The following is a 15,158-nucleotide window of genomic DNA, read 5'->3' as shown; positions in this document are numbered from 1 at the left end:
CCGATCGCGGGCCGCGATGGCGTGGTCGCGGCGTTGTCGCCTATGTGGTCGCGGCGGACGGGTTTCACAAGAGCGGAGGAGGCAGCAGGTGACATCAAGCGAACGCGAGCGCATGGGCTCGGGCGACTGGTATCGTTGCGTCGATCCGGAACTGGACGACCTGCGCGCGGCGGCGCGGGCAGCCGTGCATGCGCACAACACCGCCCATCCCGCCGTCCGCGGCGCGCTGGCGCCGGCGCTCGGCGCGCTTTTCGGCCGTCTCGGGGACGATGTTTTGATCGAGGCGCCGTTCCACTGCGCCTATGGGTTCAACCTGTTTGTCGGCGACCGCGTCTATTTCAACACCGGCTGCGTGATCCTCGACACCGCCCCGGTCACGATCGGCGCCGGTACGATGTTCGGCCCGTCGGTCCATATTTATTGCGCCGACCACCACCGCGACCCGGTTCTGCGCGGGCAGGGCCTGGAACGGGCGCTGCCGGTCCGGATCGGCAGCGACGTGTGGGTCGGTGGCGGGGCGATCATCCTGCCCGGCGTGACGATCGGCGACGGCGCGATCGTCGGCGCGGGCGCGGTGGTGACGCGCGATGTCGCGACCGGCGCCACGGTTGCCGGCAATCCGGCGCGGCCGCGTTGAGCCCGGTCGACGCACGCCGTCACGGACGGAGTTCTTGCGTGCCCGCGTCGCGCGTGTGCGCGGCAGGGGTGGCAAGGGCGAGCAGTGCAAAGGCCGTGGCGGCGAGGCAAAAACCGGCGCGGGCCGTGTTCCAGCCGGTCCAGGCGGGGGAATAGGCGCGCCACATGTCGGCTGCCGGCAGGCCGTTGCCACCGTCGCCATAGGCGGCGAGCGCCTGGTTGAGCGGCACGTTGACGACAATGGTCGGCGCCATCGCGCCGGCCAGATAGGTTAGCGTCGCGAGGCCGGCGGCATAGGCTGCCCGCCTTCTGCCGGCCTGCCAGCACAGGAGGGCGGCGCCGGCGGCCACGGCGGGCGTTACAAAGAAGCTGGTGAAAAACACCGGATTGCGGACGACGCGGTTGATCTCCTGCATCGCCTCGATCGCGGCGGCGGGACGCGCGGCGTCGAGCCCCGGCATCACACAGACGGAAAAGGCGTAGAAAAAGCCGGCCATCGTGCCCAGCATCAAGGCGGCGAGCAGGAGGGCGATGCTTGCGCTTTTGTCGATCATCGCGGTTCGCTCCGCTTGCCGCTAAGGGCCTTGCCCAGCCGGACAGCGATGACGGCGACGGCGATCTCGGCGGCGATGACGGCGGGCCAGATCTTGGCGATCGCCGGATCGAACCATTTTTGCGGACCGAAGGAAACCAGCGCCAGCAGGGTCGCCAGGAGAGCGAAGGCCGAGCCGGCCCGGCTTTGTTCGTCGTCAAGCAGCAGCGCGGTCAGCGCCGCAGAAATCGCCACGGCGAGAAACGGCGCCATGCCGAACGGAACGATTTCGGCCGGCGGGTGCGGCGGCGTGCGGGTGAACAAGGCCCACAGCATCACCGCCTGCAGGACGATCAGCACCGCGAGCGCGGCGCGTGTCGGCGTGGCGGAGGCGGCAATCGGCATGGGGAAGCTCCTTTTATCCGTATACACATGTACGATTTGACAAATACGTATTCGCATGTACGGGTATTGTCAAGCAACGTATCGGCATGGGGAGTGGCGCGTGCGGGCGGAACGACAGCGGGCGCGGCAGCGCGAGATCGAGGCGGCCGCCTACGCGGTGCTGGCCGAGAAGGGCTACAAGGCGACCTCGATGCTTGCGGTGGCCAAACGGGCGGCGGCCTCGAACGAGACGCTCTACCGCTGGTACGGCAGCAAGCAGGCGCTGTTTGCCGCTCTCGTGAAGGCGAATGCGCACGCCGTGCGCGAGCAACTCGACCGCAGCCTCGAGCGCGACGGCGACGCGCTTGGCGCGCTCGGGCAGATCGGGCCGCTGCTTGTCCAACTGGTCGCCGGCGACAGGGCGGTGGCGCTCAACCGCGCCGCTGTTGGCGATGTCGACGAGACCGCCACGCTCGGGGCCACGATCGCGGAAAGCGGCCGCGCGGCGGTGGTGCCGCTGCTCCAAAAACTGATGCAAAAGGCGATCGATGCGCACCAACTCGTGGAGACGGACGCGGCCGAGGCGGCCGAAACCTATATCCGTCTGCTGATCGGCGACCTTCAGATCCGCCGTGCGATCGGGGTGCTGCCGGCGCCGTCGGCCAAGGAGGCGCAGGACCGCGCCGAAGCTGCCCTGCGCTTGTTTGTGAGGCTTTTTGGCCGACCGCGATCGCCCTGAAGCAGGCTGGGGCGCGTACTTATGAATGGCCGAGTGCCGTGCCCGGCTTCAGCAGACCCCTGACACCAATCAATCGACCGCGTGGGTCAGCAATGCGGACATTTCGGACAAACAGATATAGGCAGCAGACTGCATTTTGAAATGGTATACCCCGTGCTCCGGAATGGCTATGACATGGCATTCTGGAGGCCAAACGACCGTTTTTGGTCGTGATGATGAAACGCCGGTCTTGGAGATATAGCCGTGTCTGCGCTCGACCGCTTACTTCCCAAATTTTTGCTCGCATTCTCGGCTTTCCTGCTGTTATGGGGTCTGCTGGGATTGTTGGAATATTTTTTCCAGAGCCTCAGCCTTGGTTTGCAAAACAGCAGTTTTCCAGGTGGTTTACAGTTCGCCCATTTCTTTGCAATCATGCTCACAGGGGCGGTTTTTATTTTTGGCTATCTTGGGAAATGGCCGCATACACCCTACGTAACGATCACCATGTATGCCGTATTGGCGACGCTCTGTTTTGTTGAAGTAATGGATTTTGGCGCATTTGGAGGCGGAGCAACCGGTGTTCTGACAATGCTCTTGGAATATGCCACATATGTCGGACTTTCGACTTATTTGCTTCGGTCCACGGCGATGCGCCATCATTTTGGGAATGCTTTGCATACGAGCAAAAAATAGGCTGTAGCGGACGTCTTGGACGGTCTCTGAGCGGCCGGGCAGCCCCGCGGGCCAGATCGCCGTCTCGGGAGGCAAGGCAGACAGTGAAGTTTGACATGCCGGTGTGATTCAAGCTCCTAGAAAGAGCTTTGAACATGAGACACAGGCTCTCCGGCGCCGAATGGCGGCCGATTTGCCGATCCGTCCTTGCGGGCCGCGAGCAGTTTCGTGTCGGGATGACAGGCGCGTTCCAAACGGCGTCATGCTGGGAGCTGGAATCGAATCCTTGCCGCAATCTCGCATCGGGACGAGGCTGGGCAAACATTCCGCCCGCCGGAAGTATCGTGATCCGGTCCGCTTTGGCCCGTACCTCCATCGCCGCCGAAATCACGTCGAGCGGTTCTTTGCCCGGATTTTTCGCAGCACCACCCAAGGAATGGCTGGATTGCATCGTCTAACGGACAAATGATGGCGCTGATGCTTGCCGGCAACGATAGTGACGACGACAAACTGGTCGCGCGCGCGCGCGGCGGCGACCGGGCCGCGTTCGCGCGGCTTGTCGAGCGGCATTACGATTTCATCTTCCGGGTCGCCTACCGTCGCATCGGGCGGCAGGCGGACGCCGAGGACATCGCCCAGGACGTGTGCGTGCGGCTCGGCAAGGCGATTGCCGGATTTCGCGGCGAGGGCCGGCTCACCACCTGGCTCTACACGCTTACCCTGAATGCAGCGCGCGACCATGCCCGCAAGGCCGCGCGCGAGCATGTCAAGGCGGCCGCCTATGCCGTTCACGCCCTGAGCGAGGCGGCGGTCGCCGACAGCCCCGACGACGCGGCCGAGGCGATGTGGGAGGCGGTGCGGCGCCTGCCGGCCAAGCAGTGCGAGGCGGTGCTTCTGGTCTACGGCGAGGGCCTGTCGCACGAGCGGGCCTCGGATGTGATGGGATGTGCGGAGGCGACGGTCTCCTGGCACATCCACGAAGCGAAAAAGCGGCTCAAGGTCCTGATGGCGGACCGGGCCGGGGAAGGCTGATCATGGCCAAGGACAAACTGGACATCCTGCGCACAGCGCGCACTCCTAAACCCGATGCGGCGGCGCGCGACAGGGCGCTTTCGGCGGCGTTGACGTCGTTCGACGAAAATTTTGCGACCGCACCCCAAGGATCGGCCGATAGGCGGCGTCAAAGCTCTGGAACACAAAAAATCTGGAGCCGCCTCATGGACCGCAAATTCCTTTCCACGCCCGTGATCGCCAGCCTGTTGGCGCTGCCGGTCGCCGGCTATGCCACCTATTATCTGATGAATGACGGTCCGTTCGCGTTGCGCCAGGACACGGCCGTGCAGGAAACGGGCGGCGGCCTGCTCGGTCTTAACGATGAAAAGGCCGGCGAGGACAATCGTTCGCTTGCTTTCGAGCCGGCGCCGGCCAGCCCGCGCGAGGAGGCCGAAATCGCGCTCGATTCGACCCTGTCCGCGCCGCCGGTCGGCACGTTGCAGACGCTTGGCGGCGGAACGCGCGACCTGCGCGGCGGTGCGAACGCGCTGGCCAAGAAACGTTATGCCGCGCCGCCGTCGCCTTCGGTGGTGGCGCCGCCCGACGCCATGCCGGTTCCGGCAGAAGACCGTGACCGGCTCGAAGCGTTCGACACCAACCCGGTCAGGTCGGCGTTGGAAAATCCGGTCTCGACATTTTCGATCGATGTCGACACCGCGTCCTACGCCTTTACCCGCGCGACCTTGAAAAACGGCGCGCTGCCGCAGGCCGACACGGTTCGGGTCGAGGAGATGATCAACTATTTCAACTATGACTGGACGGGGCCGCAGAACGCGGAAACGCCGTTCAATTCGACCGTCACAGTGATGCCGACGCCCTGGAACGATCACACCAAGCTGATGCATGTGGCGATCAAGGGCTACGACGTGGCGCCGGCGGCGGAGCCGAAATCGAACCTGGTGTTTCTGATCGACACCTCGGGCTCGATGAACGCGCCGGACAAGCTGCCGCTTCTGAAATCGGCCTTCCGGCTTCTGGTCGAGCGCATGGATGGCGACGACACGATCTCGATCGTGACCTATGCCGGCAGTGCGGGAACCGTGCTCGAACCGACCAAGGGATCGGAGAAGGCCAAGATCCTGGGCGCGCTCGATCGGCTGGGCGCCGGTGGCTCGACGGCCGGGGAGGCGGGGCTGCGCGAGGCCTATCGCCTGGCCCAGGAGAGTTTCGTCGAAGGTGGCGTCAACCGGGTGATGCTGGCGACCGACGGCGATTTCAATGTCGGCCAGAGCTCGGACGAGGATCTCAAGCGGCTGATCGAGGCCAAGCGCCGGTCGGGCGTGTTCCTGTCGGTGTTCGGTTTCGGGCGCGGCAATTACAACGACCAGATGATGCAGACCATCGCCCAGAACGGCAACGGCACCGCCGCCTATATCGATACGCTGGCGGAGGCGGAAAAGACGCTGGTGCAGGAGGCGAGCTCGACGCTGTTTTCGATCGCTAAGGATGTCAAGATCCAGGTCGAGTTCAACCCCGAGGCGGTCGCCGAATACCGGCTGATCGGCTACGAGACCCGGGCGCTGAAGCGCGAGGACTTCAACAATGACCGGGTCGACGCCGGCGATATCGGCTCCGGCCACGCCGTGACCGCGATCTACGAAATCACCCCGAAGGGCAGCCCGGCGCAGATGATCGACGATCTGCGTTATGGCGAGGCCAAGGCCGACAACGATGCCGGCATCGCCAATGCGGACGAATATGCCTTCGTCAAGATCCGCTACAAGCTGCCGGACGAGGATGTGTCCAAGCTGATCGAGACGCCGGTGACGGCGGCCAACGAGGTTGCCCGGTTCGGCGCGGCCAGCGACGACCAGCGGTTTTCGGTCGCCGTCGCCGCCTTCGGCCAGAAACTGCGCGATGCGGACCAGACCGCCGATTTCGGCTACGACCGCATTCTTGAAATCGCCGCCGCCGCGCGCGGCGCCGACCCGTTCGGCTACCGCGCGGAGTTCCTCCAGCTCGTGCGCCTGGCCTCGGCGCTCGATGCCTCCAAGCGGTGAGGGCGATCGGGACGCCGCTTGCATGCTGCAGTGGCTTGGGGCAGCAACCCGGCGTCCCTTTGGGCGGGTGAGGCAGGCCGGCGGGATTTTGCTCCCGCCGGCCTTTTTCGCTGGCAAGAGGGTCGTCTTTGGCCTGCAGGCCGGTTTATCAGCCGCGCACGCGGCGGCGTTCCCGGCGGCCTTCGCCGCCTGCCGCCTGGCCGCTCTGGTCGGCGGTCTTGTTGCGCAGTGGGCCGATGCGCGCCACCACTTGATCCACGCTCGGGCGCTCGGCGCGCTGATGCGCGTCCAGCGCGCTGCGCATGGCGGCCAGGTGTTCGAACGAGGTGCCGCAGCAGCCGCCAATGATCTTCGCGCCGCCGTCGACGGCAAGCCGCACATAATCGGCCATCAACTCCGGCGTTCCGGAGTAGTGGATTTCGGAGCCGCGGAATTCGGGGATGCCGCAATTGCCCTTGACGATCACGGTCGCGGCCGGATCGGCTTCGGTGATGTCGAACAGCGAGGCCAGGATGTCGGAGGCGCCGACGCCGCAATTGGCGCCGACCCCGAGCGGGGCTTCGGCGAGGCCCGAGGCGACGCCGTGAATGTCGCAGGGCGCAAGCCCCATCATGGTGCGGCCGGCGGTGTCGAAGGAGGCGGTGAAACTATAGGGCAGGCCGACGCGGATCGCGGCCTCGGCGGCGGCGCGGATTTCGTCGGGTGAGGACATCGTCTCGATCCAGGCGACCTCGGCGCCGCCCGCCTTCAGCCCCTCGATCTGCTCGGCGAAGGCCTCGACGGCTTCTGCATAGCTCATCGCGCCGAGCGGCTGCAAAAGCTCGCCGGTCGGCCCGACCGAGCCGGCCACGATCACCCGCCGCTCGGTACTGTCGGCGACGGCGCGGGCGATCTCGGCCGCGCGCCGGTTCAGCTCGAAGACGCGGTCCTCGGCCCGGTGCAGTTTCAGCCGATGGCGGGTGCCGCCGAAGGAGTTGGTCAGGATGATGTCGGAACCGGCCTCGACGAAACCCCGGTGCAGGGCGGTGATTTTGTCGGGCTCGGTTTCGTTCCATAGCTCCGGCGCCTCGCCCGACAGAAGCCCCATGGCGAACAGGTTGGTGCCGGTGGCGCCGTCGGCGAGAAGCACGCCCTTTTCGGCGAGAAGGGCCTCGATCGGGTTGAGCATCGGTCGACTTTCGGGATGAAGGAACCTATATAACGATATAAAGAATTCCTTATATTGCGTCAATCGGGCCGGATCGCGGGCCAGCCAGCGCGGCCGCGTAGGCGGCGGCCTCGTGCGGGTTGATGATTGCGGCGCGGATCAGGTTGTCGAAATGGCGTGTCAGCGTCTGGATCGCGGAGGTGGCGTTCAGGACCAGGTACATGTCGCCGGCGAAGATCGCGGCGCGGTAGGGGCCAAAGATGGTATAGGGGATCGAATAACGCGCCAGCCCGTCATATAAAAACAGCCGGAAGGCGGGATAAAGCTCGTCGAGCAGGCGGGCCATGTGTTCGAGCTGGGCGCGACGCAGGCGCTCGGGAAATTCGTTCCACACCCCCATGCCGGCGGCGAAGATGTCGAGCATGTGGCGCGGCATGCACACTTCCATGTCGGTCTCCGGGCGGCGCGTATAGTCGATCCGGTACTGGGTTTCGTCGTACTGGCTTTCGCGGCTGCGGCTGGTGATGTTGGCCTCGTACTCGATCAGCGCGTCGGTGCGCAAAAGGTCGGGCAGGCCGGCCGGCACGTAGCGGATTTTGGTGCCCGCCGCCTCGGCGTGCCATCTCGCCAAAAGCGTGCGGTCGAAGCCGCCGCCGCTTTCCTCGATCTCGAACGTCTCGCGGATTTCTCCGGTCAGGCCTTCGTCCTGGCTCAGCCCCAAAAGCCAGTCGAGCGACACCCGGTGGCGCTCGGCGATGTTCATCAGGGTTTCCGCGCGCGGCAGCCGGGTGGTGGCACCGGAAAGAAGCTGCGACAGGGCGGATCTGTCGATGCCGACACTGGCGGCGAAGGCGGACTGGTTGGCGCCGGAGCGCTGGACCAGTGCTTTCAGCCGCTCGCGGAACTGTCCGGAAAGATCGCGCTTGTCCATGGCCGTTCGCCTCGCCCGGCTGTTGTCGGTCTTCGTGGTCCAGTGCTGTTTACAATAGTAAACATCAGATAGACAAGGTGCGCAATATAAACAGTTCGTGCGCATTATCGCATTGCCGGCAACAATCGCTGCTGACAGTTTGATGTCAGGAATCGATCAATTCCGCAGCAAAGGCAATTGACAGGAATGAAAACGCAAGACGCTCGCGGTGGCCTGGGCGCCGTCGAATGGCCGACCCTGGCCCTGATCGTGATCTGCTACGGCGCCTGGCTCGGCATCGGCCTGCTCGTGTGGCCGGCCTGGCCGGCGATCGCCATCGTCCTGCTCGGTATCGTTCTGGCGCTGCAGGCGTCGCTGATGCACGAGGTCTGTCACGGTCATCCAACCCGCAATGCGCGCATCAACGAGGCGCTGGTCTTCCTGCCGCTCGGGCTGGTGTGGCCCTATCGGCGCTTTCGCTCGATCCATTTGCGCCATCACGCCGACGCGCGGCTGACCGACCCGTTCGACGATCCCGAAAGCTACTATCAGGCCCTGTGGCGTTATGAGGCGATGCCGGCGGCGATGAAGTTGTTGCTGCGCGTCAACAACACCATGGTCGGGCGCCTGCTGCTCAACCCCTGGCTCGGCAGCATCGGCTTTTTCGTCACCGAAGCCGGGCTGATGCTGCGCGGGGCACGCGCGGTGCGCCGGGCCTGGCTGTTGCATGCGGCGGGGCTGGTGGCCGTGGCGCCGGTGATCGTCTTCCTTTTCGACATGCCGCTCTGGCTTTATGTCGTCGGCCCGGTGTGGATCGGCCAGGCGCTGATTTCGGTTAGAACCTATGCCGAGCACCAATGGTCGGAGCGGCCCGACGGGCGCACCATCATTGTCGAGCGCTCGCCGCTGGCGCTGCTTTTTCTCAACAACAACCTGCATCTCGTCCACCACACGCTGCCGCAGGCGCCGTGGTACCGGCTGCCGAAACTGTTTGCCGAACGGCGCCGGGAATGGATCGACCTCAACGAGGGCTACGTCTTTCCCAACTATTTCGCACTGTTCCGCAGCTTCGCCTTCCGGGCGAAGGAACCGGTTGTCCACCCGGCGCTGCGCCGGGCGCCCGAGCCGGGTCGCGCCTTTCGCCCGCGTCAGCGCAGTCGCGGTGTCGGCGGTATCGCCGGAACATCGCTGGTGCCCGCCAGGCCGCCGAAGGAGTGAATCCTTTCCGGCACTTGCGCGCCGACCTTCGCCTTGCGCATAAGAGACGATGAGCGCCTTTATCGCCGCCCTGCCGATGTATGACTGGCCCGAGGTCCGCTCCGAGACAGACGCCCAATGGGCGGCGCTGGCCGGGCGGCTGCGCGCGGCCGGCGTGGATGCGCCGGCGCAGCTCGTGCGGCGCAATGCCGACATGTCGGCCGTGCCGGGCGGCATCCGCGACGCGGCCGGGGCGCCGATCGCGCCCGATCCGGCCTCCCTGCCGCCGGACGGGCTCGATTTCGCCACGCTGTGGCGCCACCCGCGCCTGCTTGTTGCCCAGACCTGCTGGGGCCCGATGGAGGCGACCGGGCTCGCCGCCCATGTCGGCGTCGTCGGCCAGCCGGACTATTCCGCCTTCGAGGGCGGGGCCGGCCCATTCTATTCGAGTGCGATCCTGATGCGCCGGGGCGAGGCCGATCCCGTCGCCGCGCCGACCGAGGGCGGTGCCGTGCTGCCGCTCGAGCGGCTGCGGGGCCGGCGGCTGGCCTTCAACGAAACCGCGTCGATGTCCGGCCTGATCGCGCTTGCCCGCGACCTTGCTGCCGCCGGCGAAAGCCTCGACATCCTTGGCGACCGTATCGAGACCGGCGGCCACCGCGCCTCGATCGAGGCCGTCGCCGCGGGCCGGGCGGATTTTTGCGCCGTCGACTGCCGGAGCTGGCATTTGGCGAAACGGTTCGAGCCGGCCGCCGCCGGCCTCGTCCCGGTCGGCTGGACCGGTCGGCGCCCGGGCCTGCCCTATATTTCCGCCGCCGCGCTGGCGCCCCTGCACGCGCGCATAGCCGGCGCGCTCGCCGCCGGCGGGCCGGATCAGCCGTTCAGCCGCGCGTCGAGCGGGTAGGCGGAGAGTGTTTCGAACCCGGTCTCGGTGATCAGTACCTGCTCTTCCAGCTTCACGCCCTCGTGGCCGCCGAGCCGGCCGGTATAGCTTTCAACGCACAACACCATGCCCGGCACCAATGTCTCGTTGGCGGGAATGTCGGGCTCGACGTCGTCGCGATAGGGAATGGTCGGGTATTCGTCGCACAGTCCGACGCCGTGATAGAGGCAGCCATAGCGGTTGGGCAGGCAGTCGGCCGGCAGGGATTTCGCCGTCTCCCACAAGTCGCGGAACGACAGGCCGGGCCGCAACAAGTCCATATTGTAGGCGACCTGGTCGGCGGCGATCCGGTAGAGCGCGCGCTGCTCGTCGGTGGGGGCGCCGTCGCCGGCGAGCCAGGTGCGCGACAGGTCGGCGCAAAAACCGTACGGGCCGATCAGGTCGGTGTCGAAGGCGACGAGGTCGCCGGCTTCGATGATACGCGCGGAGGATTCCTGGAACCAGGGATTGGTGCGCGGGCCCGAGGCCAGCAGCCGGCTCTCGATCCATTCGCCGCCGCGCACGATGTTGCCGTGGTGGAGCAGCGCCCACAGGTCGTTTTCGCTCATGCCCGGGCGCAGGCCGGCCTCCATCTCGGCCATGGCGCGCTCGCAGGCCACGACCGCGCGGCGCATGCACACGATCTCGTCGACGGACTTGACCGCGCGGGCGCGCTCGATCACCTGCTGGCCGTCATGCACCTTGATGCCGCGCGCGATCAGTGCTGCATGGGCGCCGGGCTGCAGGCAGTCGATGGCGATGCGGCGATTGCCGCCGCAGGTCTCGGCGACGAGGGCGGCGACCTCGTCGGCCCAGCGCCCGATGCGCTCGTCGATCAAATCGCCGCCATACATGAAGATCGTCGACAGGCAGTGCCGGACCTCGTCGACCACGCCGGCATGGTCCGACAGATGTTCGCTGTGGTGATAATCGTAGAGGATCACCGGACCGTCGGTCGCCACGAAGCAGAAGCGGGTGGCGTTGTGCGTCACCCAAAGCTGCATATTGGTGGAATCGGTGGCGTAGCGGATGTTGACAGGATCGTAGACGAGCAGTCCGGCATAGTCGCGGCGTGCGAGCTCGGCACGGATGCGCTCGAGCCGGTAGGTGCGCATGGCCGCCAGGTCGGGTGCCGGAATGCCGACGGCCGCCCATTCGGCTTCGGCGAGCGCGCCGTAGCCGAGCACATGTTGGTTAAGCGCGGCAGCCTTGTCGCGGGCGGCGCGCACCAAAGCCGCATCGGGCTGGCCGGCGATCGCCGAATCGTCCGGCGAAAACGGCATGATCTTGCGATGCCGGCCGAAAAGACCTTTGGGATCAGAAGTTTCCATGTCTCCTCCTGACAAGGAGACTGGCGGCACTTTCGGCACGCGGCAATGCGCAAAGCCGACATGAACTACCCGGATTCGGACCTTTTTACACGCCGGCACGCGATGGCGCGGGCGTCTGCCGCGTGCCGTGGGTTCAGGCCCGTTTCGCCCGCCCGCCGGCGGCCTTGCCTTCCGGCTTGATGCGGATGCGCAGCGCGCCGCCTTCGGGATGGTCGATGTCGAAGGCGTTGGTCTTGCGCACCAGGTCGGACAGTTTGCGAAATCCGTAGGTGCGCGGATCGAAATCGGACGCCAGATTGGCCAGATGCGTGCCCACCGCGCCCAGCGGCACCCAGCCATCGTCGCTGTCCATCTGCTCGATCACCTTGGTGATGATCGGGGTCGCGGCGCTCGGCGGCTGCAGCGGTTTGGCCTTTTCGGCGTCAGGCTCCTGATTGGCGGCGGCGCCCGGCAAAAGGTTCTCGGTGTAGATGAAACGGCGGCAGGCCTGGCGGAAACTCTCCGGCGTCTTGCGTTCGCCGAAACCGTAGACGTCCACGCCCTGTTCGCGGATGCGGGCGGCGAGCCGGGTGAAGTCGCTGTCTGACGACACCAGGCAGAAACCGTCGAACCGGCCGCTGTGCAACAAATCCATGGCGTCGATCACCAGCGTGATGTCGGAGGCGTTCTTGCCGGTCGTGTAGGCGAATTGCTGCTGCGGAATGATGGCGTGACGGGCCAACACGTCGGCCCATCCCTTGGAGCGTGTGCCGGAAAAATCGCCATAGATGCGCCGCACGCTGGCCTCGCCGATATTGGCGATCTCCTCGAACAGGCCGTCGGCGATCCGTGCCGAGGCGTTGTCGGCGTCGATCAGTACGGCGAGGCGGGGCGAGCGTGTGTCTTTGGTCATGCTGGCGTCCATCGAGTCGGGTCCGGTTTGAAGGCGCAACAGACACCAGTTGCGCCCGCGTCGCTACCCCCTCATCTTGTCGCCGCCGGGATCGAACGGCGCCTCGACCGTGATGCGCGCCGGCCGCCGGTGACCGAGGATCTCGATCTCGAACAGGTTTTCGCTTTCCTGGTCGGCGAGTGCCGCCGGTATGTAGGCCTGGGCCATCGACAGCCCGACATGATGGGCATACCCGCCCGACGTCACCCAGCCGACCACGCTCCAGTCGCCGTCGTGGATGCCGCGCACCGACGAGGCGCCGTGATCGGCCTTGGAGAGCCGGGTCTCCGTCCCGCTGGCGTCGAAACGCGGCGCGCCGTAGCCGTGTGGCGGCTCGACCGTGCCGAAATCCTTTCCTTTGACGCGCGCCCAGACCGGCTCGTCGCCCATCACGTCGGCGTCGAGCGCATCGACGATCATCGAGACCCGCCGCAGCGCGGGGCCGCCCTTCGCCTCCTTCGCGGCCGCGTCGCGGCCGATGAAGTCGTTCTTTTCCAGCTTGACGAAACGCTCCATCGCGCCCTCGAATGGTCCGTAGATCGGCCGGAGCTCGCGGAACCAGGTCGGAAAGTTCTTTTCAAGCCGCATCGACAGCAGGGCGCGCATGCCGAAATCGGCGATGCCGTGCTGTGCGCCGGCGTCCTTGATCGCCTGATAGACCAGCCGTTCATAGGCCGGCGGCATCCAGATCTCGTAACCGAGGTCGCCGGTATAGGTGACGCGGTTGACCATGCAGGGCGCGCCGGCGACCGCCATCTCGCGGAAAGCCATGAACCGGAAGGCGGCGTTGGAGACATCCTCGTCGACCAGTTTTTGCAGCACGTCGCGCGCGCGCGGCCCGGCGATCGACAGCCCGACCAGGGTCTGGTCGAAGCGGTGGATACGCACCGACCCGTTCTCGGGCAGGTGCTTTTCGAACCAGCGCATATGATAGATGGCGGCGGCCGAGGATCCCCAGATCATAAAGCGCTCGTCGCCGGCCTTGGCGATGGTGAAATCGCCGATCAGCCTGCCGAACTCGTTGAGCATCGGGGTCAGCACCAGGCGTCCCGCCTTCGGCATGCGATTGGTCATCAGCCGGTTGAGAAAGTCTTCCGCGCCGGGGCCGGTGACCTCGTATTTGGCGAAATTGGCGATCTCTGTCACGCCGACGCGCTCGCGCACGGCACGCACTTCGCGACCGACATGCTCGAAATCGTTTGAGCGGTGGAAGGAGACGATATCTTTTGCTTCCGTGCCCTTAGGCGCGAACCAGAGCGGTGTCTCCAGCCCCCAGGAATCGCCCATGACGGCGTTGTTGTCGCGCACCATCACGTCGTAGAGCGGCGTCGTCTGGGCGGGCCGGGCGGCCGGCAGCTCCTCGTTGGGAAAACGGATCGAAAAGCGCCTGGAATAGTTTTCGCGCACCTTGGCGTTGGTGTAGCGCAGGCTCGCCCACTCGCCGAAGCGGGCGACGTCCATGCCCCACACGTCGAAGCCCGGATCGCCGTCGACCATCCAGTTCGACAGCGCCAGACCGACGCCGCCGCCCTGCGAAAACCCGGCCATGACCGCGCACGCCACCCAATAATTGGTCAGCCCCTGAACTGGGCCGACCAGCGGGTTGCCGTCGGGGGCGAAGGTGAAGGGCCCGTTGATGACCTGCTTGATGCCGGCCTTTTCGATGCCGGGGAAATGCCTGAAGCCGATTTCCAGCGACGGCGCGATGCGGTCGAGGTCGGGCTGCAGGAGCTCGTGACCGAACTCCCACGGCGTGGATTGCGGCGACCAGGGCTTGCAGGCCTTTTCGTAGGTGCCGAGCAGGATGCCGTTGCGTTCCTGGCGGGTGTAGATCTCGCCCTTGAAGTCGAGCACGCCGACCATTTCGCGCCCGGTCGCGCGGTTGAACGCCTCCACCTCCGGCATCGGCTCGGTCAGCAGATACATATGTTCCATGGCCAGCAGCGGCAGTTCGAGCCCGACCATGCGGCCGACCTCGCGCGCCCACAGCCCGCCGCAATTGACCACGTGCTCGGCCTTCACCGTGCCCTGCTCGGTGATCACGTTCCAGGTGCCGTCCGCTTCCTGGGCCAGCTCGGTGACGCGGTTCCTGAGCACGATCTCCGCGCCGAGCTTCTTGGCCGCCTTGGCGTAGGCGTGGGTGGTGCCGGAGGGGTCGAGATGGCCCTCGACCGGATCCCACATCGCGCCGACGAAATTCGTCTCGTCCATCAGCGGGAACATCGCCTTGGCTTCCGACGGGGTGATCAGTTCGGTGTCCATGCCGAGATAGCGGCCCTTGGCGTGGGCGAGCCGCAGAAAATCCATGCGCTCGGGCGTGTCGGCCATCATCACGCCGCCGGTCAGATGCAGCGAACAGGACTGGCCGGACAGCTCTTCCAGCTCCTTGTAGAGCTGGACCGTATAGGCCTGGAGCCGGGCCACGTTGGGATCGCCGTTGAGCGTGTGGAAGCCGCCGGCGGCATGCCAGGACGAGCCGGAGGTGAGCTCCGAGCGCTCGATCAGCATCACGTCGGTCCAGCCGGCCCGTGCCAGGTGGTAGAGCACCGAGCAGCCGACGACGCCGCCGCCGATCACAACCGCTTTGACGTGTGATTTCATGATCTTGGTCCTGTGTTTCTCGCAGGATGATTCAGGCGGGAAGGATGATGCTGGCGCACGCCGCGATGGTGGGAGGCGCGTTTTCGAAGTGACACCCGCTCCAAGCGGGCTTCAGCGAGGTTCG

Annotated in this window: 14 protein-coding genes; 7 read left to right on the top strand and 7 right to left on the bottom strand. The window is 65.9% G+C overall.

Annotated features, from left to right (window positions below; genetic code table 11):
- Nucleotides 1-88: 88 nt before the first annotated feature.
- The gene (locus ACT2B0_RS11100) at nt 89-637 is read left to right on the top strand and encodes a sugar O-acetyltransferase (protein WP_348117549.1); all 549 of its coding nucleotides are present in this window, start codon (nt 89-91) and stop codon (nt 635-637) included.
- A 19-nt stretch (nt 638-656) separates the two neighbouring features.
- Here ACT2B0_RS11100 and ACT2B0_RS11095 read toward each other — a convergent pair whose 3' ends face one another.
- Together ACT2B0_RS11095 and ACT2B0_RS11090 are read right to left on the bottom strand one after the other, a co-directional pair.
- A complete protein-coding gene (locus ACT2B0_RS11095; protein WP_473464676.1) occupies nt 657-1,190 on the bottom strand; it encodes an anthrone oxygenase family protein in 534 nt (177 codons plus the stop codon).
- Nucleotides 1,187-1,573, bottom strand: coding sequence for a hypothetical protein (locus ACT2B0_RS11090; protein WP_473464673.1), 387 nt, complete (start codon nt 1,571-1,573; stop codon nt 1,187-1,189). Before ACT2B0_RS11090 ends, ACT2B0_RS11095 begins: the two co-directional genes overlap by 4 nt.
- 100 nt (nt 1,574-1,673) lie before the next feature.
- Between ACT2B0_RS11090 and ACT2B0_RS11085 the strand changes: the two genes are divergently transcribed.
- The 4 genes from ACT2B0_RS11085 to ACT2B0_RS11070 all read left to right on the top strand — a co-directional run bounded on the left by ACT2B0_RS11085 (nt 1,674) and on the right by ACT2B0_RS11070 (nt 5,995).
- Complete coding sequence (locus tag ACT2B0_RS11085) at nt 1,674-2,291, top strand: TetR/AcrR family transcriptional regulator (RefSeq protein WP_473464671.1); 618 nt, start codon at nt 1,674-1,676, stop codon at nt 2,289-2,291.
- A gap of 243 nt (nt 2,292-2,534) precedes the next feature.
- Nucleotides 2,535-2,963, top strand: a complete 429-nt coding sequence (locus ACT2B0_RS11080) for a hypothetical protein (RefSeq protein WP_473464669.1) — start codon at nt 2,535-2,537, stop codon at nt 2,961-2,963.
- A 447-nt stretch (nt 2,964-3,410) separates the two neighbouring features.
- Nucleotides 3,411-3,974 (top strand): RNA polymerase sigma factor, encoded by a 564-nt coding sequence (locus tag ACT2B0_RS11075; RefSeq protein ID WP_473464666.1) that lies wholly within the window; start codon nt 3,411-3,413, stop codon nt 3,972-3,974.
- A gap of 185 nt (nt 3,975-4,159) precedes the next feature.
- Complete coding sequence (locus ACT2B0_RS11070) at nt 4,160-5,995, top strand: vWA domain-containing protein (protein ID WP_481658392.1); 1,836 nt, start codon at nt 4,160-4,162, stop codon at nt 5,993-5,995.
- Nucleotides 5,996-6,143: 148 nt separating this feature from the next.
- Here ACT2B0_RS11070 and bmt read toward each other — a convergent pair whose 3' ends face one another.
- Together bmt and ACT2B0_RS11060 are read right to left on the bottom strand one after the other, a co-directional pair.
- Nucleotides 6,144-7,163 carry a betaine--homocysteine S-methyltransferase gene (gene bmt, locus ACT2B0_RS11065; protein ID WP_473464661.1) on the bottom strand — a complete coding sequence of 340 codons (1,020 nt, stop codon included), beginning with the start codon at nt 7,161-7,163 and terminating at the stop codon, nt 6,144-6,146.
- A 49-nt stretch (nt 7,164-7,212) separates the two neighbouring features.
- A complete protein-coding gene (locus ACT2B0_RS11060) occupies nt 7,213-8,073 on the bottom strand; it encodes a helix-turn-helix domain-containing protein (protein ID WP_473464660.1) in 861 nt (286 codons plus the stop codon).
- Between the two features lie 186 nt (nt 8,074-8,259).
- On the opposite strand from ACT2B0_RS11060, the gene ACT2B0_RS11055 reads away from it, so the two are divergent.
- Nucleotides 8,260-9,270: a fatty acid desaturase gene (locus tag ACT2B0_RS11055; RefSeq protein ID WP_473464658.1), complete on the top strand. Its 1,011-nt coding sequence runs from the start codon at nt 8,260-8,262 to the stop codon at nt 9,268-9,270.
- A gap of 49 nt (nt 9,271-9,319) precedes the next feature.
- Nucleotides 9,320-10,153 carry a phosphate/phosphite/phosphonate ABC transporter substrate-binding protein gene (locus ACT2B0_RS11050; RefSeq protein ID WP_473464655.1) on the top strand — a complete coding sequence of 278 codons (834 nt, stop codon included), beginning with the start codon at nt 9,320-9,322 and terminating at the stop codon, nt 10,151-10,153.
- On the opposite strand, the gene ACT2B0_RS11045 is transcribed toward ACT2B0_RS11050, so the two are convergent.
- The 3 genes from ACT2B0_RS11045 to ACT2B0_RS11035 form a co-directional block, all read right to left on the bottom strand.
- Nucleotides 10,123-11,502, bottom strand: a complete 1,380-nt coding sequence (locus ACT2B0_RS11045) for a M24 family metallopeptidase (RefSeq protein WP_473464653.1) — start codon at nt 11,500-11,502, stop codon at nt 10,123-10,125. The genes ACT2B0_RS11050 and ACT2B0_RS11045 overlap by 31 nt on opposite strands.
- 133 nt (nt 11,503-11,635) lie before the next feature.
- Nucleotides 11,636-12,394, bottom strand: a complete 759-nt coding sequence (locus ACT2B0_RS11040; RefSeq protein WP_348117568.1) for an NYN domain-containing protein — start codon at nt 12,392-12,394, stop codon at nt 11,636-11,638.
- A 63-nt stretch (nt 12,395-12,457) separates the two neighbouring features.
- Nucleotides 12,458-15,034 (bottom strand): GcvT family protein, encoded by a 2,577-nt coding sequence (locus ACT2B0_RS11035; protein ID WP_473464650.1) that lies wholly within the window; start codon nt 15,032-15,034, stop codon nt 12,458-12,460.
- Between the last annotated feature and the right edge of the window lie 124 nt (nt 15,035-15,158).

It is taken from the genome of Nitratireductor sp. J20-h4 (assembly GCF_056780505.1).
This window is presented reverse-complemented; position numbering and strand designations above follow the sequence as displayed.

What these genes read in the sequence shown, in the direction of transcription:
- ACT2B0_RS11040 (WP_348117568.1), bottom strand. Translation starts at nt 12,394, where the DNA reads ATGACCAAAGACACACGCTCGCCCCGCCTCGCCGTACTGATCGACGCC.
- ACT2B0_RS11045 (WP_473464653.1), bottom strand. Translation starts at nt 11,502, where the DNA reads ATGGAAACTTCTGATCCCAAAGGTCTTTTCGGCCGGCATCGCAAGATC.
- ACT2B0_RS11090 (WP_473464673.1), bottom strand. Translation starts at nt 1,573, where the DNA reads ATGCCGATTGCCGCCTCCGCCACGCCGACACGCGCCGCGCTCGCGGTG.
- ACT2B0_RS11050 (WP_473464655.1), top strand. Translation starts at nt 9,320, where the DNA reads ATGAGCGCCTTTATCGCCGCCCTGCCGATGTATGACTGGCCCGAGGTC.
- ACT2B0_RS11035 (WP_473464650.1), bottom strand. Translation starts at nt 15,034, where the DNA reads ATGAAATCACACGTCAAAGCGGTTGTGATCGGCGGCGGCGTCGTCGGC.
- ACT2B0_RS11060 (WP_473464660.1), bottom strand. Translation starts at nt 8,073, where the DNA reads ATGGACAAGCGCGATCTTTCCGGACAGTTCCGCGAGCGGCTGAAAGCA.
- bmt (WP_473464661.1), bottom strand. Translation starts at nt 7,163, where the DNA reads ATGCTCAACCCGATCGAGGCCCTTCTCGCCGAAAAGGGCGTGCTTCTC.
- ACT2B0_RS11070 (WP_481658392.1), top strand. Translation starts at nt 4,160, where the DNA reads ATGGACCGCAAATTCCTTTCCACGCCCGTGATCGCCAGCCTGTTGGCG.
- ACT2B0_RS11075 (WP_473464666.1), top strand. Translation starts at nt 3,411, where the DNA reads ATGGCGCTGATGCTTGCCGGCAACGATAGTGACGACGACAAACTGGTC.
- ACT2B0_RS11055 (WP_473464658.1), top strand. Translation starts at nt 8,260, where the DNA reads ATGAAAACGCAAGACGCTCGCGGTGGCCTGGGCGCCGTCGAATGGCCG.
- ACT2B0_RS11095 (WP_473464676.1), bottom strand. Translation starts at nt 1,190, where the DNA reads ATGATCGACAAAAGCGCAAGCATCGCCCTCCTGCTCGCCGCCTTGATG.